This window comes from Streptomyces sp. Y1 (assembly GCF_041053115.1).
Lineage (GTDB): Bacteria > Actinomycetota > Actinomycetes > Streptomycetales > Streptomycetaceae > Kitasatospora > Kitasatospora rubellomurina.
The window spans coordinates 1,345,817-1,369,496 of sequence record NZ_CP163445.1 but is presented as its reverse complement, the minus strand read 5'-3'; the positions used below and the strand labels follow the sequence as shown (position 1 = coordinate 1,369,496).

Annotated in this window: 20 protein-coding genes; 9 read left to right on the top strand and 11 right to left on the bottom strand. The window is 75.9% G+C overall.

Features of this window, described 5'->3' with window-relative positions; translation table 11 throughout:
- Positions 1-11 precede the first annotated feature (11 nt).
- Positions 12-689, top strand: a complete 678-nt coding sequence (locus AB2U05_RS05755; protein WP_045693174.1) for a LysE family translocator — start codon at positions 12-14, stop codon at positions 687-689.
- A 75-nt stretch (positions 690-764) separates the two neighbouring features.
- Here AB2U05_RS05755 and AB2U05_RS05750 read toward each other — a convergent pair whose 3' ends face one another.
- From AB2U05_RS05750 to AB2U05_RS05730, 5 genes are all read right to left on the bottom strand, one after another.
- Positions 765-1,517, bottom strand: a complete 753-nt coding sequence (locus tag AB2U05_RS05750) for a phosphotransferase (protein ID WP_369182591.1) — start codon at positions 1,515-1,517, stop codon at positions 765-767.
- Positions 1,518-1,595: 78 nt separating this feature from the next.
- On the bottom strand, positions 1,596-2,675 hold the full coding sequence (locus AB2U05_RS05745) for a serine hydrolase domain-containing protein (protein ID WP_369182590.1): 1,080 nt from the start codon (positions 2,673-2,675) through the stop codon (positions 1,596-1,598).
- On the bottom strand, positions 2,672-3,613 hold the full coding sequence (locus AB2U05_RS05740; protein ID WP_369182589.1) for a hypothetical protein: 942 nt from the start codon (positions 3,611-3,613) through the stop codon (positions 2,672-2,674). Before AB2U05_RS05740 ends, AB2U05_RS05745 begins: the two co-directional genes overlap by 4 nt.
- Complete coding sequence (locus tag AB2U05_RS05735) at positions 3,610-4,533, bottom strand: hypothetical protein (RefSeq protein WP_369182588.1); 924 nt, start codon at positions 4,531-4,533, stop codon at positions 3,610-3,612. Before AB2U05_RS05735 ends, AB2U05_RS05740 begins: the two co-directional genes overlap by 4 nt.
- 117 nt (positions 4,534-4,650) lie before the next feature.
- Positions 4,651-4,851, bottom strand: coding sequence for a hypothetical protein (locus AB2U05_RS05730; RefSeq protein WP_045693178.1), 201 nt, complete (start codon positions 4,849-4,851; stop codon positions 4,651-4,653).
- A 154-nt stretch (positions 4,852-5,005) separates the two neighbouring features.
- Between AB2U05_RS05730 and AB2U05_RS05725 the strand changes: the two genes are divergently transcribed.
- Both AB2U05_RS05725 and AB2U05_RS05720 read left to right on the top strand, forming a co-directional pair.
- On the top strand, positions 5,006-5,779 hold the full coding sequence (locus AB2U05_RS05725) for an SDR family oxidoreductase (protein ID WP_045709253.1): 774 nt from the start codon (positions 5,006-5,008) through the stop codon (positions 5,777-5,779).
- Positions 5,780-6,070: 291 nt separating this feature from the next.
- Positions 6,071-7,894, top strand: coding sequence for an ABC transporter ATP-binding protein (locus tag AB2U05_RS05720; RefSeq protein WP_045709252.1), 1,824 nt, complete (start codon positions 6,071-6,073; stop codon positions 7,892-7,894).
- Between the two features lie 33 nt (positions 7,895-7,927).
- Here the strand turns inward: AB2U05_RS05720 and AB2U05_RS05715 are convergent, their stop codons facing one another.
- Positions 7,928-8,596 carry a 1-acyl-sn-glycerol-3-phosphate acyltransferase gene (locus AB2U05_RS05715; RefSeq protein ID WP_045693181.1) on the bottom strand — a complete coding sequence of 223 codons (669 nt, stop codon included), beginning with the start codon at positions 8,594-8,596 and terminating at the stop codon, positions 7,928-7,930.
- Between the two features lie 176 nt (positions 8,597-8,772).
- On the opposite strand from AB2U05_RS05715, the gene AB2U05_RS05710 reads away from it, so the two are divergent.
- Entirely contained in the window at positions 8,773-8,985 is a 213-nt protein-coding gene (locus tag AB2U05_RS05710; protein ID WP_045693182.1) for an EF-hand domain-containing protein, read from the top strand.
- Between the two features lie 116 nt (positions 8,986-9,101).
- On the opposite strand, the gene AB2U05_RS05705 is transcribed toward AB2U05_RS05710, so the two are convergent.
- Complete coding sequence (locus tag AB2U05_RS05705; RefSeq protein ID WP_369182587.1) at positions 9,102-11,303, bottom strand: CDP-glycerol glycerophosphotransferase family protein; 2,202 nt, start codon at positions 11,301-11,303, stop codon at positions 9,102-9,104.
- A 774-nt stretch (positions 11,304-12,077) separates the two neighbouring features.
- On the opposite strand from AB2U05_RS05705, the gene AB2U05_RS05700 reads away from it, so the two are divergent.
- Together AB2U05_RS05700 and AB2U05_RS05695 are read left to right on the top strand one after the other, a co-directional pair.
- Complete coding sequence (locus AB2U05_RS05700; protein ID WP_078859663.1) at positions 12,078-12,353, top strand: hypothetical protein; 276 nt, start codon at positions 12,078-12,080, stop codon at positions 12,351-12,353.
- Between the two features lie 331 nt (positions 12,354-12,684).
- Complete coding sequence (locus AB2U05_RS05695) at positions 12,685-13,140, top strand: YjbQ family protein (RefSeq protein WP_078859664.1); 456 nt, start codon at positions 12,685-12,687, stop codon at positions 13,138-13,140.
- Positions 13,141-13,212: 72 nt separating this feature from the next.
- On the opposite strand, the gene AB2U05_RS05690 is transcribed toward AB2U05_RS05695, so the two are convergent.
- Both AB2U05_RS05690 and AB2U05_RS05685 read right to left on the bottom strand, forming a co-directional pair.
- A complete protein-coding gene (locus AB2U05_RS05690; RefSeq protein ID WP_045693185.1) occupies positions 13,213-13,782 on the bottom strand; it encodes a DUF1990 family protein in 570 nt (189 codons plus the stop codon).
- Between the two features lie 90 nt (positions 13,783-13,872).
- Positions 13,873-15,060 (bottom strand): FAD-dependent monooxygenase, encoded by a 1,188-nt coding sequence (locus tag AB2U05_RS05685; protein ID WP_078859665.1) that lies wholly within the window; start codon positions 15,058-15,060, stop codon positions 13,873-13,875.
- A 235-nt stretch (positions 15,061-15,295) separates the two neighbouring features.
- Between AB2U05_RS05685 and AB2U05_RS05680 the strand changes: the two genes are divergently transcribed.
- Both AB2U05_RS05680 and AB2U05_RS05675 read left to right on the top strand, forming a co-directional pair.
- Entirely contained in the window at positions 15,296-16,444 is a 1,149-nt protein-coding gene (locus AB2U05_RS05680; protein ID WP_369182586.1) for a TetR/AcrR family transcriptional regulator C-terminal domain-containing protein, read from the top strand.
- Between the two features lie 9 nt (positions 16,445-16,453).
- Positions 16,454-16,699, top strand: a complete 246-nt coding sequence (locus AB2U05_RS05675) for a hypothetical protein (protein WP_369186065.1) — start codon at positions 16,454-16,456, stop codon at positions 16,697-16,699.
- 58 nt (positions 16,700-16,757) lie between these two features.
- On the opposite strand, the gene AB2U05_RS05670 is transcribed toward AB2U05_RS05675, so the two are convergent.
- Both AB2U05_RS05670 and AB2U05_RS05665 read right to left on the bottom strand, forming a co-directional pair.
- On the bottom strand, positions 16,758-19,853 hold the full coding sequence (locus AB2U05_RS05670; RefSeq protein WP_369182585.1) for an AAA family ATPase: 3,096 nt from the start codon (positions 19,851-19,853) through the stop codon (positions 16,758-16,760).
- Complete coding sequence (locus AB2U05_RS05665) at positions 19,850-21,019, bottom strand: exonuclease SbcCD subunit D (protein WP_369182584.1); 1,170 nt, start codon at positions 21,017-21,019, stop codon at positions 19,850-19,852. Before AB2U05_RS05665 ends, AB2U05_RS05670 begins: the two co-directional genes overlap by 4 nt.
- A gap of 1,213 nt (positions 21,020-22,232) precedes the next feature.
- Between AB2U05_RS05665 and AB2U05_RS05660 the strand changes: the two genes are divergently transcribed.
- On the top strand, positions 22,233-23,417 hold the full coding sequence (locus AB2U05_RS05660) for a hypothetical protein (protein WP_369182583.1): 1,185 nt from the start codon (positions 22,233-22,235) through the stop codon (positions 23,415-23,417).
- Positions 23,418-23,680 lie beyond the last annotated feature (263 nt).

Here is a 23,680-nt window from a genome sequence, read left to right as displayed (position 1 = left end):
AGCCTCCTCGCATGGATGAGCTGCTCTCTGCCGTGGACGGGCACGTCGTGGACGGGCACGCCGTGCTCGGGATCGCCGCCGTGGCCCTGACCATGGCGCTGTCGCCGGGCCCGAACATGATCTACCTGGTCTCGCGCTCGATAGCCCAGGGCCGCCGGGCCGGCCTGGTGTCCCTGACCGGGGTGGCGTCCGCGTTCCTGGTGTACCTGGTGGCGGTGACGGCCGGGGTGGCCGCGGTGTTCTCGGTGGTGCCCGCGCTGTACACCGCGATCAAGCTGGCGGGCGCCGGCTACCTGCTCTGGCTGGCGTGGAAGGCGGTGAAGCCGGGCGGGGCGGCGGTGTTCGCGCCGCAGGCGCTGCCGCCGGACCCGCCGCGCAAGCTGTTCGCGATGGGCTTCCTGACCTGCCTGCTCAACCCCAAGATCGTCATCGTGTACCTCTCGCTGCTGCCGCAGTTCGTGGCACCGGAGCGCGGCCATGTCGCCGCGCAGAGCCTGGTGTTGGGCCTGGTCCAGATCGTGATCGCGGTCACCGTGAACGGTCTGATCGCGGTCGGCGCGGGCAGTATCGCCACGTTCCTCGGCCGCCGCCCGACCTGGCTGCGGATCCAGCGCTACGCGATGGGCACCGTCCTCGCCGGCCTCGCCCTGCACATCGCCACCGACCGCGCCAAGGCCGTCGCGGCCTGACGACTCCTGACCATTTCCGACCACTCCTGGCCACTCATGGCCACTCCTGACGGAACGGCTTCCGTCGCCGCGGCCTCACATCCGGGACCTCAGCACGTCGACCTCGCACCCCGGCAGGAAGGGGTCGAAGCCGTGCTCGCTCAGCCAGCGGACCACCAGCAGGCTCCGCAGCGACCACCACGCGTGGATCACCTCGAGGTCGACGTCGATGTCGGTGCCGTAGCCGGCGATGACGTCGTCGAGGTGCTCCTCGTGTCCGAGCGTGAAGGTGGCGAGGTCGTACAGGGGATCGCCCCGGCCCGCTTCGGACCAGTCGATGATGCCGGTGACCTCGTCGCCGTCGACGAAGACGTGCTCGATCTGCAGGTCGCCGTGGGTGAACGCCGGCGTCCACGGCCGGAACGCGGCCTCGGCGACCTGGCGGTTGCGGGCGACCAGGTCGGCGGGCAGGATGCCGTGCGCCACGAGCGCCGCGCACTCCTCGTCGAGTTCCGCCGCCAGCGCGGCGGTGCTCCGCCCGGCGCGGCCGAGCCGGGGCGGCAGCGGCGCGTCGTGCAGCGTCCGGATGGCGGCGCCCGCCGCGGCCCACGCCGCCGGCGACCCGGTCGACGGCCCGCCGAGGCGTCCGAGCGTCGCCCCCGGGAGCGCGGCGAGCGCGAGCACGGGCGGCTTGCGCCACAGGACCTCCGGCGTCGGGACCGGCACGAGGGCCATCGCCTCGACCTCGGCGTCGATGCGCGCCTGATCGGTGTCCACCTTCAGGAACACGTCGCCGACGCGCAGGGTCGCGCGTTCGGAATGGGCGACGACGACTTCGATCTCATCCATGGCCGACCAGTATCCCGGGGACGACCGCCGACGTCTCCGGGTTTGTCGTCCGCGCTTCCAGAAGCCGTCCCCGCGCGCTCACGCCTCCAGCGCCAGTGCCCGCAGCAGCTCGTAACCGCGTTGCAGGAACCGCCCGTCCAGGCCGGGCCCGGTGTTGGCGAGCGCGGCGACGGCGGTGCCGGTAAGCGGCGAGAAGCCCGCGAAGGCGCTGAAGCCGCGGGTGCCGCCGGTGTGGAAGTAGAGGTCCCGGCCGCCCGGGCGGCGGTGGTTCCAGACCAGGCACAGCTGGTCGCCGGAGTGCCGCAGCCGCAGCCTCGGCCGCTGCACGTCACCGATCGCGGTGGCCAACTCACCCTCCGCAGGCCGTAGATGGGCCAGCAGAAAGCGCAACAGATCGGCGCCTCCGGCCCGGACGGCGCCGGCGCCGGGCAGTCCGGGGATGTGCCAGGGCGGCAGCGCCCGTCCGCGCCGGTACCCGGTGGCCCGGTTCGGCGGGTCGGGCGCGCAGCCGGTGGCGCGGAGCCCGAGCGGCCGGCAGATCCGGTCCGCGAGCAGCTCGGGGTACGGCGCCCCGCCCGCTTCGGCGAGCAGCCGCCCGAGCAGGCCGACACCGTAGTTGGAGTAGGCGTACCGGCCACCGGGTGTTCCGTGCACGGTGGTTCGGGCGAGTGCGGAACGCAACTGCTCCTCGCCGTAGCGGGCGTACGGATTGCTGAACCAGGCCGGGACGGCGCCCGCGAGCAGTCCGGGCGGCAGCCGGGGAAGCCCGGACGTGTGGGTGGCGAGGTGCAGCAGCCGGATCGGCTCGCCGGAACGGACGGACGGCGGGCGCCAGTTGCGCGGGAGGTGGTGCTCCAGCGGGTCGTCCAGGGCGAGTTCGCCGCGCGCGGCCATCGCGGCGAGCAGCAGCGCGGTGAACGTCTTGCTGACGGAGCCGAGTTCGAAGACGGTGTCCGGCGTGCACGGCGCGGACGGTCCGCGCGCCAGCCGTCCGTGGCAGCGCACCTCCTCCCGCTCCCGGTGCGCCAGCGCCACCGTCACCGCCGTCGCGTACGGCTGTGCTGCCCGCACCACGGCCGCACACAGCCGGTCGGCCGTGGACGGCCGCTCGGGTACCGAGGAGCGATCGGCCGCCCCCGCCCGGTCCGCGGCGTTCACCCGACCGCCGCCGTGGCGCCGCCGAGCGCACGCGAGAGGGTGACGGTGCTGGCGACGACGGCGACCACGGCGGTGTGCTCGTGGTCCTTGAACGCCTGCTCGGGCTCCTCGGCGACGGGCTGCGCGTTGTCGCGCGGGATCAGCCCGTCCTCGCGCTGGACGGCGGCGAGCGCCTCCCAGCCCTCCCGTCCGGTGACCGGTTCGCCGATGCACGAGTCGACGACGAGGAGTTCGGCGGCGAGGTCCCACTGCCCGACCTCCAGCCAGATGTCGAGCCAGACGGGGAGCCAGTCGCGGACGTAGGCGCGCAGCGGCTCGGGCAGGTCCTCGGGCCGGGCGCCCCAGTCGGTGAGGTGGAAGACGGTGTGGGTGATGTCGTAGCCGGTGAACCAGTCCAGCGCCCAGGGCTCGGGGGTGGCGCCGAGCCAGGTGGCGGCGGTGAGGTGCGCCCAGTCCGGGCCCCGGTGGTCGAGCCCGGCGACGCGGCGCGCGTTGGCGATGGCCAGGCGGCGGTTGGGGGCCGTTTCGGCGGCGTGCACGGAGCGCAGCTCGCCGAGCGAGCGCACCAGTTCCTCCAGTGCGGGGTGCCGGTAGCCGGCGCGGACGAAGTGGGCGTAGACCTCCAGCGGGTCGGTCATCAGCATGTGCCGCAGCTGCCGTTCGTACAGCAGGTTCCCGTCGCGCAGCTGGGCCCAGCCGAAGGCCAGCATCCGGCGGGCGCGGTCGGCGTCGGCGGGGCCGGTGACGCCTTCGCGCAGCACCAGCGAGGCGGCCAGCGCGCATTCCCCGATGGGTTTGTAGGCGTTGTTGGGGTCGGCGATGTCGATGGTGATGTTGTCGTCGAGTGCGCCGAAGCCGGTCTCGTGCGAGGCGTCCAGCCAGGCGAGCGCGCGCGAGCCGATCCGCTGGGCGGTGGCGAGGACTTCGTGGTCGGTCATGCCCGCTCCCCGGCGGTGTCCAGGAGTGCTTCGGCGATGGCCAGTTCGAGGGCGGTGCGGGCGCTGCCGTCGCTGACCACGCGGATCCGCGCGATGATCGGTTCGACGTCCAGCGGCAGGGCGATTCCCTGGGCCCGCGACCAGGCGAGCCAGCGGGCGAGCCGGGCGGCGGCCCGGTGGTCGCGGCGCAGCATCGAGCGGACGGCGCCCCGGGCGAGGGCCAGGGGGTGGGCGCGGGCCGTGCGGTGGACGGCGCCGTCGAGGCCGGGCAGTGCGAGTGCGGAGAGTTGCGCCATCCGGATCGACCAGGCCTGCCAGGCGGCCGGGTCCGGCCACGCGGCGTGACCGGGAACGGCGGCCGGCGCGGGCGCGGGCGCGGGCGCGGGCTCGGTGACGGAGCGTTCCGCCGAGCCGGCGGCGCCGTCGACCGGCGGATCAACGCCGAACGGCGGATCTGCGGACCCGGGGCCGGCCCCGAGGGCCCGGACGAGCAGCACCCCGGCGGCCCAGTCCCGCCAGGCGGCCACCACCGCGTTCCCGTCCGGGGCTCCGGTGCCCTGCCCGGCCCGTGCCGCGGCCATCGGCGGGAACACCCGGTGCGCCTGCGCGAGCAGCAGGGCGGTGGGCTCGTCGGGCGCCGCGCCGCCGAGCAGTTGCGGCGCGAAGAGGTCGGGGCCGACGACGCGCAGGGCGGCCAGCAGCGACCGGGGCGGTTCGACGGCTCCGGATGCGGCGCCACCAGGCCCGGAGGCGGGCTCGGGGCCGGGCGCGGAGGCGAGCTCGGGACCGGGCTCGGGGCCGAGTACGGGCGCGAGCGCGACCGCACCCCCGGCGCCCCGGAGGGCGTCGAGGGTCCGGCCCGCCACCCGCTCGACCGCCGCGGCGTACTCGTCGCGCAGTGAGGGTTCGGCGGTTGGCATGGTTGCGTGGTCCTCCTCGAAGGGGGCTTCGCGGGGCCCGGCGGCGGGGCCGCACTCGTCGGCGGCGTCAGCGGCCGGGTGTCCCGTGAGGCCCGGGGGGCCGGTCGGCGCGTTCGGCTACCGGCCCTTCTCCTTGGGCTGCTTCGGGGCGAGCAGCAGCAGCCCCGCCAGCAGCAGCGTGCCCTGGGCTTCGGGACGGTACGTGGGCGCGTCGCTGACGACGGCCTCGTCCTCCACCATCAGCGTGCCGAGCGCATCGAGCTCGTCCGGCGACGCCAGCGGCGCCCGAGTCGTGGTGGTCCTGAACTGAGTAAGCATCAGATGTGCCTCCTCATCCGGTCGTCACCGCCCGGTCGGGCGATGCCCCTGTCCGACACTACGAGCACCACCGACTGCCTGCATCCGCAGCCCGCTGAGCTGGGGGGTTGCCCTGGGTGTGGGCGTGGCTGCGGGGAGTCGGTACGGTCTGGGCATGACCACAGCCTTGATCACCGGCGCGACCGCCGGCATCGGAGCCGCGTTCGCCCGCCGACTCGCCCGCGGCGGCCACCGGCTCGTCCTGGTGGCCCGCGACACCGAGCGCCTGGAGCGCGCCGCCGCCGCCCTGCACGCCGAGTACGGCGTCGAGGCGGAGGCGCTGACCGCCGACCTCGCGACCGAGGAGGGCATCGCGGCCGTCGAGGCCCGCCTCGCGGACTCCGCCCGCCCGGTGGACCTGCTCGTCAACAACGCCGGGTTCGGCAACAAGGGCGCGTTCGGGACGGTCCCGCTGCAGGACGAGCTGGACATGCTGAAGGTGCACATCGAGGCCGTGCTGCGGCTGACCACGGCCGCCCTGCCGGGCATGCGCGAGCGCGGCCGGGGCGCGGTGGTGAACGTCGCCTCGGTGGCCGCGTTCCTGCCGCGCGGCACGTACGGGGCGAGCAAGGCGTGGGTGGTGAGCTTCACCCAGGGCGTGCTGCGCGACCTCGGCGGCACCGGGGTGCGGATGATGGCGCTGTGCCCGGGCTTCACCCGCACCGAGTTCCACCAGCGGGCCGGCATGGGTACGGGCAACATCCCGCGCTGGTCGTGGCTGTCGGCGGAGCGGGTGGTGGAGGAGGCGCTGCGCGACCTGGCCCGGGGCAAGTCGCTGTCGGTGCCCGGCAAGCGCTACAAGGCGGTGGTGGCGCTGGCCCGCCTGCTGCCGTCCGGCGGCCTGGGCGGCCTCTCCTCCAAGGCGGCGCGCACCTACCGGACGAACTGAGGTAGCGGACCCGCGGGCCGGACCGAGAGCCGGACCGAGAGCCGGACCAGCGGACAAGCGGACAGTCGGACAACCAAACGGACGGGCGGCCTCGGCGCCGGGGAGTGCCAGGGAATGCCAGGGAGTGCCAGGGAATAGAGCAACCCTCACTATTAGCTTGCCTAACTATGAGCTAACCCCGCTATGCTGAGGCCGCCCGCCCGGCACGGCCCCACCGGCCGTGCCCGCGGCGTGCCCGAACCCGTCCGCCGGCGCGCCCCGCCGCGCGCCCGAACCCCAGGGAGGCCGCCCTTGCGGCATGCCACCATCGACTGGACCCCGCCCCCGCGCCCCGAGGGCGAAACCCGCCCGCCGGCCCAGTGGCGGCGCATCCTCGCGCTCTTCCGCCCGTACACGGGCCGCCTCGCCCTGGTCGGCCTGCTGGTCGCCGCCACCGCCGTGGTGTCCGTCGTCACGCCGTTCCTGCTCCGCGCCGTCCTGGACACCGCCATCCCGCAGGGCCGCACCGGGCTGCTGAGCCTGCTGGCGCTCGGAATGGTCCTCGCGGCCGTCGTGAGCAGCGTCTTCGGCGTCCTGCAGACGCTGATATCCACCACGGTCGGCCAGCGCGTGATGCACGACCTGCGCACCGCCGTCTACGGCCACCTGCAGCGCCAGTCGCTCGCCTTCTTCACCCGCACCCGCACCGGTGAGGTGCAGTCCCGGATCGCCAACGACATCGGCGGCATGCAGTCCACGGTGACGTCCACCGCGACCAGCCTGGCCTCCAACTTCACCGCCGTGGTCGCCTCCGTCGCCGCCATGGTCGCCCTCGACTGGCGGCTGACCGTCGTCTCGCTGCTGCTGCTCCCGCTGTTCGTCTGGATCAGCCGCCGGGTCGGCCGCGAGCGCAAGAAGATCACCACCGAGCGGCAGAAGCAGCTGGCCGCGATGAGCTCGGCCGTCCAGGAGTCGCTGTCGGTGAGCGGCATCCTGCTCGGCCGCACCATGGGCCGCTCCGACTCCCTGGCGCGGGAGTTCACCGCGCAGTCCGACCAGCTCGCCGACCTGGAGGTGCGGGCGAGCATGGCCGGGCGCTGGCGGATGAACACCATCATGATCGTGATGGCCGCGATGCCCGCCCTGATCTACTGGGCGGCCGGCCTGACCGCCGCCGGCGGCGCGCCGATCGTCTCGGTCGGCACCCTGGTCGCCTTCGTCACCCTCCAGCAGGGCCTGTTCCGCCCGACCGTCGGCCTGCTCTCCACCGGCGTCGACGTGCAGACCTCGCTCGCGCTCTTCCAGCGCATCTTCGAGTACCTCGACCTGCCGGTGGACATCGCCGAGCCGGCCCGGCCCGTCACCCTCGACCGGATCCGCGGCGAGGTGCGCTTCGAGGGCGTCGACTTCCGCTACGACCCCGAGCAGCCGCGCCCGACCCTGGCCGGCGTCGACCTGGCCGTCCCGGCCGGGAGCTCACTCGCCGTCGTCGGCGAGACCGGGTCCGGCAAGACCACGCTCAGCTACCTGGTGCCGCGCCTGTACGACGCGACCGGCGGCCGGGTCACCATCGACGGCGTGGACGTGCGCGAGCTGTCCTTCGACACCCTGGCCCGCGCGGTCGGCGTGGTCTCCCAGGAGACCTACCTCTTCCACGCCTCCGTCGCCGAGAACCTGCGCTTCGCCAAGCCGGGCGCGAGCGACGCCGAACTGGTCGAGGCCGCCCGGGCCGCGCAGGTCCACGACACCATCGCCGCCCTCCCGGACGGCTACGACACCCTGGTCGGCGAACGCGGCTACCGCTTCTCCGGCGGCGAGAAGCAGCGCCTCGCGCTCGCCCGCACGATCCTGCGCAACCCGCCCGTGCTGATCCTCGACGAGGCCACCAGTGCGCTCGACAACCGCACCGAACGCGCCGTCCAGCAGGCCGTGGACACCCTGGCCGCGGGCCGCACCACCATCACCATCGCGCACCGGCTCTCCACCGTGCGCGCCGCGGACCAGATCGCCGTGCTCGACCGCGGCGAGGTCGCCGAACTCGGCACCCACGAGGAGCTGGTGGCGCTGGACGGGCGGTACGCCGCGCTGCTGCGCCGCGAAGTCCCGGACGCCGCCGAGGTGCTGGGCCACGCGTGACGGGCCGGCCTGGGACGCGGCTGCGTGAAGCGGCTACGCCGCCTTCGGGACCTCGTTGTAGCTCCCCACGACTTCCTGCCCGGAGAGCCGCTGGATCGCCGCCATCACCTCGTCGGTCACCTGGCGGCGCGCCTTCAGCGAACGGGCCTGCCCGTGCAGTTCGTCGAAGTGCAGCGGCTCGCCGAAGCGGACCGTCACCTTCTTGATCCGCGGCACGCGCTTGCCGATCGGCAGGATCTGCTCCGGGCCCTCCAGCGCCACCGGGACCACCGGCACGCCCGCCGTCAGCGCCAGCCAGGCGACGCCCGTCTTGCCCCGGTACAGCCGGCCGTCGAGCGAGCGGGTGCCCTCGGGGTAGATGCCGAAGGCCTTTCCGGCCTCCAGGATCTCCAGCGCGGACTCCAGCGAGGCCTGGGCGGAGCGGTAGGTGCCGCGCTCGACCGGCACCGCGCCGATCGCCTCGAAGAAGCCCTTGGACAGCTTGCCCTTGAGGCCCGGCGCCTGCCAGTACTCGGCCTTGGCGAGGAAGTGGACCCGGCGGGGGGCGGTCAGCGGGATCACCACGCTGTCGATGAACGACAGGTGGTTGCTCGCCAGGATCACCCCGCCCTTGCTCGGCACGTTCTCGGCACCCTCGATGGCCGGGCGCCAGATCCCGCGCGAAACGGGTTTCAGCACCAGCCTGGTGACGAGGTCGAGCATGGTTCCCTCCCTGGACGAACGACCGCCCGGGAGGTGCCCGGGCCTGCAATCAGACCCGCAGACTACGACACCCACCCCCGAGCCCGTCCACTCCCGCCGACCGTGGCGCGTGCCACGGCCGGGGTAGGGTACGCCCGTCCGAACCGAGCACGACCCCGCAGTACCAGGAGGGCACCATGCAGAGCGTCGAGGAGATCAAGGCGCTGTTCGACCGCTTCGACCAGAACGGCGACGGCAAGATCACTCCGGCCGAGTACGCGCTGGCCGCCAACGAGATGGGCGACCACACCGTGACGCTCTCGATGGCCGAGGCGCTGATCCACACGATGGACACCCGGCACCAGGGCTACCTGGACTTCGAGGAGTTCCTGGCCGCCCGCCGCGGCTGAGCACCCCCGGGGCCGGGGCCGCTCGCCGTACCGGCGGAGAGCGGCCCCGGCCCCGCTGTGTCCCCGCCGCGTCCCGGCCGCTTCCTCGCCGCTTCCCCGCAGCCGTCCCTCCGGGCTCAGCCCCGCACCGGGAACACCCGGCGCACCACCCGCTCCGCCGCCCCGCCGTCGTCCCAGACGCAGAACCGCGCCCGGAACCGCGCCCGCGCCGCCGGCTCCGGATCGCCCGCCAGCAGCGCCTTCGCCAGCCCCTCCGCGTCCACCGTGACGGCGCCCGGCGGCAGCGCGAACAGGTCGAAGTAGACGCCGCGTTCGCGCTGGTACTCCTCCCAGTCCGGGGCGAAGACCACCACCGGACGGTCCAGCACCGCGTAGTCGAACATCATCGACGAGTAGTCCGTCACCAGCGCGTCCGCCGCCAGGTACAGGTCCTCCACGACCGGGTGCGCCGACACGTCCACGATCCGGGCCGCGTCCTGATCCACCGTCAGATCGCCCGGCCCGCCGGTGTGGAAGTAGTGGGTGCGCACCAGCAGCGTGAAGTCCGGGCCCAACTTCCGCGCCAGGTCCGTGACATCGAGCAGCGGCAGGTAGCCGCCCCTGCCGCCGCGGTGGGTCGGCGCGTACAGCACCGCCGTGGTGCCCGGCCGCAGCCCGATCCGCTCGCGCATCGCCCGCACCTCCTCCCGGGTGGCGTTCGCCAGCCGGTCGTTGCGCGGGTAGCCGGTGTCCAGCATCTCGTAGTGCCCGGGGAAGGCCCGGGCGAAGTGCTCGCTGGTGTGCGGGTTGGAGGAGACCAGGAAGTCCCAGCGGTCGATGGCCTCCTGCAGCCGGTCGAAGTCCATCCCCTCGGCCGCCTCCGGGCGGCCGCGCAGGTCCATGCCCATCGCCTTGAGCGGGGTGCCGTGCTGGGTCTGGACGTGCACCGTGCCGGGCCGCTTGGCCATCGTGCGCGGGAAGTTGACGTTGTTGACGAAGTACTTGGCGGTCGCCATCACCTTCAGGTAGGCGGGGGTGTTCACGATCACGTACGGCACGCCGTCCGGCATCGCGTCGGCCTGCCGGCGGTTCTCCACCACCCACACGCCCCGGATCTGCGGGGCGAGTTCCTTCGCCTTCTCGTAGATCGCGGCCGGGCTGCACGCGTAACCCCGGTGCCAGTACGCGGCGTAGACCGCCAGGTGCTCGTCCAGCGGCAGGCGGCGGAAGGCGTTGTACGCGGTGAACCGGGCGCCGCTGCGCACCCCCTTCTTCACCGCGGGCGCCACCGCCCGTGCGCCGCGCTTGAGTTCGCGCGGCAGCCGGCCGGTGCGGCGCAGCTCGGCGTAGGCGATCCGGGCGCCGCGCGCCGCCAGCCGGTACTGCACGCCGCGCACGCCGCCGGGGAAGCGGTAGCCGGCCGGGCGGTGCCGCTCGAAGTGCTGGGCGATCCGGCGGAAGAAGTCCTTGCGCCGGTCGGCGGGGACGAGCCCGGGGGAGTCGTACACGTTCAGCGCCTGCTGGACGGTCCGCTCGAAGACCTGGGTGCGCAGCGCCTCGGGGACGGGCGGGCCGGGGCGGTCGGCCCGGTCGAGGAAGGCGAAGATCGCGTCGTACTGGGCGAACACGTCGGCGTGCTTGGGGGAGGCGGTGGCGGTGATCGCGCCGTCCCGGCCGCGCCGGTAGTTGTAGCAGGGCCGGTCCAGGTAGCGCAGCCGCTCGGCGGCCAGCAGCGCCGGGTAGGTGACCGAGATGTCCTCGTAGTAGCCGGGGCCGAAGGAGACGTCCAGGCCCGCCAGGAAGGCTCTGCGGAACACCTTGTTCCACACCGACATCACGGTGCGGAACAGTGCCGGGTGCTCGGCCAGGGTGCAGCCTTCTATGAGCGGGGAGCCGGTCAGCACGTGGCGCCACGGGTTGGGCTCCGTCCCGCCGTCCGGGTAGACGTGGGTGAAGTCGGTGATCAGCACGTCGGCCGGGGTGGCGCGGCGGTGCTCCTGCGCCAGCTCGTCCAGCAGCACGCTCACCGTGCGCTCGGGCACCCAGTCGTCGCTGTCCACGAACCAGACGTACTCGCCGCGCAGCTGCGGCAGGGCGGCGGCCCGGGCGCCGCCGAGCCCCCGGTTCTCGTCGAGGTGCAGGACGCGCAGCCGGCGGTCGCGGGCGGCGTAGGCGTCCAGGATCGCGCCGGAGCCGTCCGGGGAGAGGTCGTCGACCGCGACCACCTCGAAGCGGGACTCCACGGCGGCGGTGTCGCCGAGGATCGAGTCGAGGCAGCGCGGCAGGAACCGCTCCACGCCGTGGACCGGGAGCACGATGCTGAGGAGGAGGGGGGACACGCTGGCCGAGTCTACCGATCCGCCGGGTCCGACCTGCCTGGACGTCCGGCGGGGGCGGGCACCCGGGCGCTTCGGGGCCGCGGTTGGGGGGCCGTGGCTCGGGGCTTGCGACTCGGGGCTTGCGGCTCGTCGTGGCGGGGAGGTCCGGCGCCAGGGCCCGGAACCGCCGGTGCCGTGCCCCGGGTGGGGGCGGCACCGGCAGTCGGTGGCGGCCGGGCCGACCCTCTACGGCCGGCCGCCGGTCCGGGCAACCGCGCGAGCCTGGCCGCCGCAGCGTCGAGGCGGCCGGGCAGTGGCCCGCGGGGAGCCGGAGTCCCGCATCGAGTCTTTCATGACTCGAACACACGCGTGGGTGCGGTGCGGGCACCCGTGCGCTGCGTGCGTTGGAAGAGATATTGCTTGGAGCTTACCCGGGAGTCAATCCCTCGAATGTGTTCACTTCATGAACCCGGTGACCGTGCCGCGGGTGATCGCCGACCGCCGTTCATGATCGCTTTGTCGACGTGGCGCTTGTCCCCTATATGGGCAAGCCGATCCGGGGGCGCACCGCGGACCCGGCCCGTGCGCCCGTCCGTGCATCCGGGCACCGCTGGCGGGAGGCGGTCCGTGCACCCATCATTGATGCCTAGTCGTGACCGCCCGGGTGGCCCCTGGTGCGCCGTCAGTTGACGTCGCACGGTACGGTGGCAGCACACCAGGACGGTTGCGCGAAGGCCGTCCGTCACGGATAGTCTTCGCCTCACGGCCCTGGCGCCTCGTAGGGGTGGGAAACAGATGGAACACATGCAAGTGCGGACTCGGCCCCGTGTGCCGGCGATCCAGTGCGGCGTCGGCGCGACCGGCCGCCGGATCGACCGACACCTGGCCGTACTCGGCGCGCCCGCACTCTCGGCGGTCGACACCGCCGAGGCGCTCGGGCTGATAAGGGAGCTCACCCCGCGCGGCCCGGCCGCCGCGGACGCTCCGGCGGCCCGGCGCCGCCACACCCGGGTCAAGCTGCTGGCGCCGCTGCGGCGGCTGCGGCGGACCCTGTTCGGCGGGCGCGGCTAGCAGCCGGCGGCCTGCCGCGCCGGGGGGGCCCGGCCTTCGGGCCGGGGTTTCGGCTTCGGACCTCCGACTCGGGGGTCACGGGCCTCGGGCTCGGCCTTCGGGCTCCGAGCGCGGGCTTCGGCCCGGTGGATCGTCCGGTCCGCCGGGCTTTCGTCATGCCCGGCGGCGGCTGGATCGCTGCCTGATCGCCGCCCGGCCGCGGCCGGTTGCCGTCCGGCCGCCGCCTGGCCGCGCTGGTCCGAACTCCCCACCCTATGCCACGGCGCCCGCCCGGCACCGGCGGACGGCGGCGCGGTACGCGCGACCCGTCGGCCTGGGTCAGGATGGCGGCATGGCGGACAACACCCATCCCACTCACCCCACCCACCCCGGCCGGTTCCGGACGGCCACCTTCGAGATCACCACCGGCAGCCGCGAGGTCGCGCTCGACATCACCGACCGCTGCGCCGCGTTCCTCACCGAGCACGCCGCCGGGCGCGACGGCCTGCTCAACGTCTTCGTCCCGCACGCCACCGCCGGGATCGCCGTCCTGGAGACCGGCTCCGGCAGCGACGACGACCTCCTCGCCGTCCTGCGCGACCTGCTCCCCGCCGACGACCGCTGGCGCCACCGGCACGGCAGCCCCGGCCACGGGCGCGACCACGTGGTGCCGGGGCTGGTCGCCCCGCACGCCACGCTGCCGGTGATCGGCGGTCAACTCGCCCTCGGGGTCTGGCAGTCCGTGGTGTTCGTCGACACCAACGGGGACAACCCGCGGCGAACCGTGCGGCTGTCGTTCCTCGGCTGACCCGGCTGACGTGGCTGGCCGGGCTGATGCGGCCGGCCGGGCCGGCCGGGCCGGGCCGCGGCCCGGCCCGGCTCAGGCCCCGTCGCCGCGCGGGTCGCGGCAGTGGGCGGCGACGGCGGCGAGGTAGCGCTCGATCGCCAGGTACTGGCACAGCAGCGCGACCGGACGGCCCAGCCGGGCGTACCAGGCGGCCAGCCGCGAGAAGGCGGTCACCTCGAACCACACCTCGCCTGCGTCGTCCATGGACACCAGGAACGCCTCCTCGCCGCACTCCGGGTGCCCGGGGAGCGTCCCGTAGCCGAAGCCGATCCGGTCCGACTCGTCCACCGTCCACACCACCCGGCAGGGGATCACCACGCGGGGCCACCGGCTTCCCGGCGGGCTCAGCCGCAGCAGCACCGTCGCCCCCGGCTCGGCCGGCGCGTGCGGGTACACGGCGAACCCGGTGCCCAACTGGCTCCCCCAGCCGAGCACGTACCGGCCGGCCCGCGCCAGCACCGCCCGGCCGTGCCCGAGGTGCACCCGGCGACGCAGGTGCGCGTAGCCGTCCGGAAGCCGGCCGCCCCGGGTCGCGCCCACCTCCGGGTAGGTCGGCGCGGTGGCGTGGGCGGCGAGCAGGCGGCGGCGCAGGTCGGCGGTCATGCCGCCACCCTAGGGCGAGCCGTCCGGGCGGCGGGTCGGAGGGGGCGGCGGCCTGGTGGGGCGGCGTGGGTGGTCGGGTGGCGGGGTGGCTCAGGCGTCGAGGGTGATCGCGTTCTTCGCCCGCTCGACCGACTCCTCCGAGGCCGGGCCGCCCGGGTTCTCGGTGGCCAGCGCCTGGTTCAGCCGGACGAACGGGCGCAGCCGCTCCTCGTACGCCGCGAAGGCCGCGCGGTGGTCGCCGCCGCAGCCGGCGAGGGCGTCGGCGAGCACGTGCGCGCCGACCAGGGCGAGGCTGGTGCCCTGGCCGGACAGCGGGGACGGGCAGGAGCCGGCGTCGCCGAGCAGCGTGACGCGGCCCCGCGACCAGCGGTCGAGGTGGATCTGCGTCATCGGGAAGCAGGTGAGGTCCGGGGCGTCGGCCAGGGCCCGCAGCAGCCGCTCCCGCTCCCAGCGCAGCGCCGCCATCCGTTCGGCGACCAGGGCCCGATCGGCCTCGGGGCCGGACCGGGCGTGCGGCGTCGGGCCGTCCGGCAGGGGCCCGGCCGCGAAGCCGAAGCCGATCCGCAGCTCGGTGTTGCCGCGCGCCGGGTAGATGCCGAAGCCGATCCCGCCGTCGCGCAGCCACAGCTGCCAGTCCTCCAGGCCCAGGAAGTTCTCGGCGCTGAACAGGGCCAGGTGCAGGCCGAGGTGGGTGGCGAACCGCTCCTCGGGCCCGAAGGCGAGGCGGCGCACCGCCGAGTGCAGGCCGTCCGCGCCGACCACCAGGTCGAAGCGGCGCGGGCCCGCCTGCCCGAACCGGGCGAGCACGCCGTCCTCGTCCTGGTCGAGCGCGGTGACGGCGTCGCCGAACACGAACTCGGCGCCCTCCTCGGCGGCCCGCCCGTGCAGGATGCGGACGAGGTCGTCGCGCAGCAGCTCGACGTCGTCGCCGTCCAGCCGCCCGGAGCTGTAGGTGCTGTCGGTGGAGCGGTGGACCTCCCGGCCCTCGCCGTCCAGTACGGACATGCCGCGCATCCGGGTGCGGTGCTCGCGGACCGGCCCCAGCACCCCGAGCCGGTCGACCACCTCCAGCGCGACGCCCCGGACGTCGACGGCCTGCCCGCCGTCGCGCAGCCCGGGCGCGCGCTCCACCACGGTGGGGGCGAAGCCGCGGCGTGCGAGCAGGGCGGCGAGTGCGCAGCCGGCTATGCCACCGCCGGAGATGAGCACGGTCCTCGGCGCGGTCTTTGGCGCGGTCCTCGGCGCGGTCCTCGGCGCGGTCTTCGGTGAGGTCTTCATGGGGCGGCTCCCTCGCATCGGTGTGCGCCGGGCGGCGAGCTGCGGGCCGCCCGCGTCGTACGGTGTACGCGGCCTGAATGTACGGCGTACGCATGGGCCCGCCAACTGGGCTTTCGGCGCTACTGAACTAGGACAGGACGGGTGCGGCAGGGGAGCGTGGCTGGTAGCTTCTGCACTAGGGCAGCCGTGGTCGGCCGCCGCGCTGAGACGGATCTCACACGAGGAGGGCCACCGTATGGCCGGGAAGCCCGAGCCCGCCCTGCCGCCGTACCGGCGGATCGCCGACGAGATCGGGCGGCGCATCGCCGAGGGCGCCCTCGCTCCCGGGGAGCGGGTGCCCTCGACCCGCCGGATCGCCCGCGAGTGGAACGTCGCGCTCGCGACGGCCACCAAGGTGCTCACCACCCTGCGGCTGGAGGGCCTGGTGGAGACCCGGCCCCGGGTCGGCACCGTGGTCGCGGCTGCGGGCGCCGCCCGCCGGCGCCCGGCCGAGCCGGGTCCGGTTCCGGTGTCGGTTTCGGTGTCGGTTCCGGCAGCGATGTCGTCGGCGTTTCCGGTTCCGGTGTCGTCGGCGGCCCGGATGCCCGGCGAGCAGGCGGCGGGCGAGGGTGGCGAGCTGACCCGGGAGCGGATCGTCCGGGCCGCGACGGAGATCGCCGACCGGGAGGGGCTCGCCGCGCTCTCCATGCGCAGCGTCGCGGCCCGGCTCGGCGTCGCCGCGATGTCCCCTTATCGACATGTGGCGGGCAAGGACGACCTCGTCCTGCTGATGGCGGACGCCGCCTTCGCGGAGGAGGCCTACCCGGCCGAGCCGCCGGCCTCCTGGCGCGAGCGGCTGGAGACCGGCGCGCACACCCTGTGGCGGATCCACCGGCGCCACCCGTGGCTCGCCCAGGTCGGTGTGCTCACCCGCCCGTTGATGCTGCCCGCGCTGATGGACCACGCCGAGTGGGCGCTCGGCGCCCTGGACGGCCACGGCCTCGACCCCAGGACCGTCCTCGACCTGCACGTCCTGTTCTACAGCTACGTCCAGGGCATCGCCGTCCACCTCGAACGGGAGGCCCAGGCCGAGGCCCGCACCGGCCTGACCGAGGAGCAGTGGATGGACCGGCAGGGACCCGCCCTGGCCGGGATCGTCGGCGGCGGGCGCCACCCGGTGTTCGCCCGGGTCGTCGGCGAGCTCGGCAGCGACGGCTACGACTTCGACCTGGACGCGCTGTTCGCCTTCGGGCTGGGACCGCTGCTCGACGGCGTCGCCGCCATGATCGCGGCCGCCGCCGACCCGGCTCCGATGGCTGTGGATTCGACGGCCGGGGGTTCGACCGCCGGGGATTCGACCGCCGGGGCCGGGGTCGCCTTGCCTCCGGCCGGGGGTGCGGAGTAGGAAGGCGACATGAGCGACGGCACCCCCACGGACACCCCCGCGACCGGCGGCCCGGCCACCGACCCGGCGGTCTGCGACCTCGTCCCGGACGGCGGCGCCGAGGCCGCGCTGCGGCACGACCCGGCGGCCACCGGCCCGCGCGCCGACTGCGTGCTCTGCGGCGAGCCGACCGAACTGCCCGCCGACCGGCCCGGCAGTACGCTCTGCCCGGTCTGCGCCTGGCAGCAGGCGCAGCGGATCGCCTGCTCGGGCTGACCGGCCGCCCCCGCCGCCTCGCCCGTCAGCTCCCCGCCTCGCCCGTGCGCCTCCCCGGCTAGGCGTCCTCCCGACCGGCCAGCGCCAGGGTCGAGCCGTGCCGGCCCTTGCGGACCAGCAGCTGTGCCGGGATGCGGCTGCGCAGGTCGGCGACGTGGCTGACGATGCCCACCGCGCGGTCCCGCTCGCGCAGCCCGTCGAGGACGTCCATCACCTCCTCCAGGGACTGTTCGTCCAGCGTGCCGAAGCCCTCGTCGATGAACAGGGTGTCCAGCGGCATGCCGCCGGCCTCGTCGGTCACCACGTCGGCCAGGCCCAGGGCGAGCGACAGCGAGGCGAAGAAGCCCTCGCCGCCGGAGAGCGTCGCCGTGTCCCGCTCGGTGCCCGTCCAGGCGTCGACCACGCGCAGCGCCAGCCCCGAGCGCTTGTTGCCGGTGCCCCGGTCGTCACTGTGCACCAGGGTGTAGCGGCCGCCCGACATCCGGACCAGCCGGTCGCTGGCCGCCGCCGCGACCTGCTCCAGCCGCGCCGCCAGGACGTACGACTCCAGGCGCATCCGCAGCCGGTTCTCGGTGGACGTGCCGGCGGCCACCCCGGCCAGCCGGTTGATCCGCCCGAACCGCTCCAGCGCCGGGCCCAACTCGGCGGCCAACGCGGCCAGCTGACGCCCGATCACGGCCAGCGCCGCGCACCGCTCGACCGCCGCCGCCCGCGCGGCGTGCGCCCGGCCGAGCCGGTCGGTGGCGGCGGCCAGCGCGGCCGCCGCGGCCGCCAGGTCCACCGGCGGACGGGCCGCGGCCTCGGCCAGCTCCGGCAGCGCCAGCTCCCGCCGCACCGCCGCGGACTCCGCGCGGTGCCGCTCCAGCCGCCCCGCCAGCCGCTCGCGCTCCTCGGCCGGCAGCAGCACCGCCAGCGCCGCCCGGGAGTCCGGGAAGCCGGCCGCCGCGGAGGCCCGGCCCAGCTCCTCCTCCGCCTCGGCGAGCCGGCCCTCCGCCTCCGCGGCGGCCCGGGCCGCCGCGGAGGCGCCGGCGACCTCCTCGGCGAGCCGGCCGAGCGCCGCCGCCCGCTCGGCGACCGAGGCCGCGCCGCCCCGGGCCGCCGCGACCCGCCCGGCCGACTCCCGCTGCTCGGCGTCGAGTTGCTGCAGCCGGTCGGTCAGCACGGCCGCCCGCTCCTTGGCCTCGCGCAGCTCGTCCAGGCGGCGCGCGCGGTCCTGCGACAGCCGGCCGATCTCCTGCTCGACCCGGCCCAGCGCCTCCGCCGCGCCCAGCGCCTCCCGGTGCTCGTGCTCCAACTCGGCGAGCGACCGGGCGAGGACGTCGGCACCGTCCGGCCCGGCGGCGCCGGCGGCCGAGGCCTCCCGCACCCGCAGCGCGGTGAGCGCCTGGTCGGCCTGCCTCCAGACCCGCTCGGCCACATCCAGCGCGCGTGCTGCCCGCTCCTCGTCCTCGGCGCTCACCCGGCCGCCCGGCGCGGCCTGCGCGGGCGCCGGATGCTCGGGCGACCCGCACACCCGGCAGGCCTCGCCCGAGCGCAACCGCTCGGCCAACTCGGCCGCCATGCCCGCCAGTCGGCGGTCCCGGAGGTCGAGGCCGTGCTCGCGGGCGTCCAGCGCGGCGGTGCGCAGGCCCGCCACCCGCGGCTCGGCCGCCGCGATCTCCGCCCGCAGGCCGTCCCGCTCCCGCGCGGCCGCCAGCCGGGCCGCCGACTCGGCGCGCCGCCCGTCCAACTGCTCGACCCTGGCCCCGGCCGCCCTGGCCCCGGCCTGCCGCTCCTCCAGTCGGCCCAGCTCGCCCTCGAACTCGGCCAGCCAGTCCTCGGCCTCCTCCGCCAGCTCCTCGGCGCCGCGCAGGTCAGACCCCAACGAGCGCTGCTCGGCGGCGAGTTCGGCGCAGCGCCGCTCCTCCGCCCGGGCCGCCTCCAGCCGCACCACCTCGGCCCGCAGCCACCGTTCGGCCCCGGCCAGCTCCTCGGCGCCGGCCTCGGCACCGACGGGGGCGCCGCCGGGGGCCGCCCCGGGCCCAGCGAGTGCTCCGAGCGCCCCGAGTGATCCGAGTGCTCCGAGCGCACCGGCCAGCGCCTCGCGCCGCTGCCGCTCCGCCGTCCGGGCCCGCCGGTGCGCCTCGGCCGCGCCCTCGCGCAGCCGCAGCGCCGACTCGACGCCGACCGCCTGCTGCGCCGCCGCCAGCCGCCGCCCGTCCCGCTCCGCCGCCGGCTCGAACTCCGCCAGCCGCTCGGCCCGGGCCAGCGCCTCCCGGTGACGGCGCTGCCGCCCGGCCACCTCCTCGGCCGCCTCCCGGGCCTGTTGGGCCGCGCGGTGCGCCGCCTGCGCGCCGTCCAGTGCCGCCTCCGCGACGGCCGCCTGCTCGGCCGCGCCGCTGCGCAGGATCGCCGCCCAGCCCAGCACCCCGGCGGCCAGGTCCGGCCCGTCGTCCTCGGCCGGCACCCAGCCCTCGGCCGGCTCGGCACCCGGCCCGGCCGCCTGCTCCGCCTTGCTGACCAGGTCGCGCAGCCGCCGCCGGCCCGCCTGCACGGCGGCCTCCTGGGCGCGCCGCCGCTCGGCCAGCCAGGACTCCACCAGCCCGTACCGCTCGGTGTCGAACAGCCGCCGCAGCAGCTTGCCGCGCTCCTCCGAGTCCGCCTTCAGGAACCGCGCGAAGTCGCCCTGCGGCAGCAGGACCACCTGGCAGAACTGGTCCCGGCTCATCCCGATCAGCCGGTGGATCTCCTCCCCGGCCTCCTGGTGCGACTTGCTCAGCGGCCGCCAGCCGGGTACGCCCGCGCCCGCGTCGGCCGCCCACTCGCGCAGCAGGGTCTGCGCCCGCTCGACGGTGGTGCCGCTGCCGACCTTCTTCGGCCGCCGCTGCTCCGGCAGCCGGGTGATCTCCAGCCGCCGACCGCCCAGCGTCAACTCCAGCCGCACCTGCGTCAGTTGCTTCGGGTCGGCGTGGTCGCTGCGCAGCCGGCTCGCCCGGCGGGCGTTCGGCGTCTCGCCGTACAGGGCGAAGCAGACCGCGTCCAACACGCTGCTCTTGCCCGCGCCCGTCGCGCCGCGCAGCAGGAACAGCCCGCCGGCGGCGAGCGCGTCGAAGTCCACCGTCTCGGTGCCCGCGAACGGGCCGAAGGCGGTGACGGTCAGCCGGTGCAGCCTCATCGCGGCAGGTCCGCCTTCCGCTCGGCGGACTCCCGCACGCTCTCGAAGCCCTCCCGCAGCCAGCCCAGCTCCTCCGCGCCCGGCTCCGCGCCCGGGCGGACGTGCCGCAGGAAGCCCTCGGCGATCTCCAGGTCCGCCCGGCCGCCGACCCGCGCCGCGTACGAGCGGACGGGCTCCGTCTCGGTCTCCGCCGGATCGAACAGCAACTGCAGGGTGTGCGGGAACCGGCGGCGCAGACGCTCCATCGGCTCGCTCGGCCGGACGGCGTCGGTGAGCGTCACCTGCACCCAGCAGTCCTCGGCCTGCGCGTACTTCTCCTCCGTGAGCAGCGCGTCCAGCGTGTCCCGCAGCGGGGCCAGGCGGCGCGGGACCGGGCAGTCCACCCGCTCCGCCGCCACCGAGCCGTCCGCCGCGAGGTCCACCAGCCACATCGACTTGCGCTGCTGCGCCTCGGAGAACGAGTACGCGAGCGGCGAGCCGCTGTAGCGCAGGTGCGGGGCCAGCGTCTGGCTGCCGTGCAGGTGCCCGAGCGCGGCGTAGTGCACGCCGTCGAACACGGAGGCCGGCACCGCGGCCACTCCGCCCACCGCGATGTCCCGCTCGCTGTCGCTCGCCGCCCCGCCCGTGACGAAGGCGTGCGCCAGCACCACCGCCCGCGTCCCCTCCGGCCGCGCCGCCAGGTCGGCCCGCACCTGGCCCATCGCCGCACCCAGCACCGCCGCGTGCCCGCCCTTCGCCAGCCCGAAGCGCTCGCGCACCAGCGTCGGCTCCAGGTACGGCAGCCCGTAGACCGCCACCGGCCCGTGCTCGTCCTCCAGCAGCACCGGCACCGCGCACTCGCCCGGATCCGTCCGCAGGTGCACGCCCGCCCGCCCGATCAGCCCGGCACCCACCCCCAGCCGACGCGCCGAGTCGTGGTTGCCGCTGATGAACACCGTGGGCACCCCGAGCCGCGCCAGCCGGTGCAGCACGTCGTCGAACAGCTCCACCGCCTCCAGGCCCGGCAGCGCCCGGTCGTACACGTCCCCGGCGACCAGCACGGCGTCCACGCGCATGCTGCGGACCACGCCCACCAGGTGGTCCAGGAAGGCGCGCTGGGCGTCGTGCAGGCTCTCCCGGTGGAACGAGCGGCCGAGATGCCAGTCGGAGGTGTGCAGCAGTCGCATGGTCCCCGACCATAACGCCCACCACTGACAACCCCGCCCGAACCGCCCGCACCACCGGGCGGGGACGGGCGCGGCGCTCGGAGGCGCGCCGCACGGGGCGCTGCGGTTGCGTGCGGAGCGTCCGTGGCGGATCGCACGCCTCGGGGGCAGGGGGGCCGGGTGCACGGCTCCCGACCAGTGCGCCCGGCACGGTCAGGCCCCGCCCGCCCGCAGCCTCGGGGAGGGCGGGCTCCGGGGGTTGCGGGTGTGCTGCCGGGGCGCTGCGGTTGCGTGCGGAGCGTCCGTGGCGGATCGCCCGCCTCGGTGGCAGGGGGGCCGGGTGCGCGGCTCCCGGCCAGTGCGCCCGGCGCGGTCAAGCCCCGCCCGCCCGCAGCCTCGGGGCGGGCGGGCTCCGGGGGTTGCGGGTGTGCTGCCGGGGCGCTGCGGTTGCGTGCGGAGCGTCCCTTGCGGACCGGTCCTCGGTCCGGCGTGCTCGGATTGCCGGGCGCCGGGCTCCGGGCAGGCGCCGGGGCCGGGGCCGGGTGCCAGGGTCGATCCGGGGATTCGCCGGGTTGCCCGGTTGTGGTGCCCGCTCCGCACGTCGCGCCTCTGCGTGAGCTGCCGAGGCTCGGGCTGATGTGCCGCCCGGCGTGCCGCGGCGCCGCTCGGCCGCGCTTCGGAGCCCGTTTCGGCGCCCATGCCAAGCGTCGCTCTCGCCTGCGCGAACCGTCCGGGACGCCGGCCTCGGCGTCCCGGACGGCGCACGGGGCTTTCGTGCCGCCCGCGAGGCGCGGCGGTCTCGGGCGGCGAGCCCGGTGAACCGCACCTCCATGCGCCCGGCCGGGGCCGCGCGGAGGAGGGGCGGTCCGCTCGGCGCGCTGCGATGTCCGATCCCGCCACGGCCACCGCCGGGTGCCCCGCTCGGTTCCGCTCCCCGTGCCCCGGTGTGCCGGATGGCGCGCCGTGCTTCCGCACGCCGGACCCGGGCCGTTCGTCGGAGCGCTCCGTGCGGCGCTGCGCGGCATCCCGACGCGTCCTCCTCGCGCGCGACGGCCGGGCGCCTCCGGTCTCCGGCACCGCGCCCCGCCCGCCCGCCCGCGGCCCGCTGCACCGCGCCTGTTCGATTACTCGGGGTGGATTGTCAGTGGCTCTGTGTATGTTCCTCGACGTCGGCGGCTCTGTGGGGCGGGGCGGCCGGAGATGTCAGTGCTGTTCGAGTGAGCTGGGAGGAACCATGACCGTACGGGAGCTGTGGGGCGAGGTCTCCGGGGCGCTGGGCGCCGCGGTGGTGCGGGGCGGGAGGCCGCGGGCGGGCCGGTGGGTGCTGCTCGCCGGGCGCGGGGCCGGGGCGGGGGTCGGCGGGCCGCGGCCGGGCGGGGCCGGAGGCGTGCCGGCGGGCGGTGCGCCGCCGGGTGGGTGTGCGGGCGGCTCCGGTGCGCGGGGGCGGCGCGACGGGCGGGCGCGGGGTGCTCCGCCGCCGCAGCCGGTGGCGGTCGCGCTGGCGGTCGAGGCCGCGGACTTCGCCGGGCTGGCGAGGTACGGGCTGTTCGGCGCGCTGCGGCACCAGGAGTACCTGCGCCGGTCGGAGGAGCAGCTGCGCGCCCTGCACGGGCAGGGCGTGGAGGTGCACCTGAGGGTCTTCGAGGCGGGGGACTTCGAGGACTACTGCGACGCGCTCGGCCTCGATCCCCGGACGCCGGCCGCCCGGGTCGCGTACGCGGGCGATCCGGAGCTGGCCGGGGAGCCGTTCGTCTACACGGGGGAGCGGCTGGCCGACCTGGCGCCGGTGCTGCTGGACGACCACCGGGCGAGGGTGCGGATGTCGGTGGCCTGCGCGGCCCTGCTGGACGCGGTCGGAGACGACCCGGCCGGGCAGCGCCGGCTCACGTCGGTGATGCGGTACGTGACCTCGGCGTACCTGGCGCTGGCCGAGGGCGCGGGGGAGGGCTGCCACCTGCTGACCCTCCGGTGCCACGGGCCGGAGGACGGCGAGGAGCTGACGTCGGCGGCGGACGTCTGCGTCGAGGCGGGGAGCCTGCGCCCCGCCGGGCGGGACACCGAGGCGTTCTGCGTCACGCTGGCGGCGGGCGTGGCCGCGGGCGGAGCGGGCGCGGTGCTGCTGCACGGCGACCCGGAGACCGGGCCGGTGGTGCGCGGCTGGGCGCTGGCCGGCGGGCGGCTGCGGCCGATGACGGTGCACGAGGTGTTCGACGAGCTCGCGGACGACGCCGAGCGCGGGCTGCCGTTCCCGCCCGGGGTGATGCCGCGGCCGGGGTTCCCGCTGCCGGACGTGCCGCCCGCGGGGCCCTCGTCGTCCGGGCCGCCGCCGTCCGCACCACCGCCCTCGGGGCGGCCGTCGTCCGGGCCCTCGCGGCCGGGATTCCCCGGACCGCGGAAGGGGGGTGGGCCGCTGGGCTGATCCACCGTGCCCGAGGTGCGCGGGCCCGCCGCGTCCGCCGCGTCCGCCATGCGGCGCTGGGGACTGTTCATCGACCGCCTGTTCGGGGAAGATTCGGAGAAGATCAACAGCAGGAGCGCGCGGTGCCCCACGCCGCCGCTCCGGCCGCTCCGCTCCGTGCCGTGCCCCGCAGGTCGACCCCTCGCGCCGCCGGTGCGGCGAGCCCGACACCGAGAGGGGGACGCATGAACGAGCGGAGCCGTCTCCTCCCCGTGGCGCCCGCG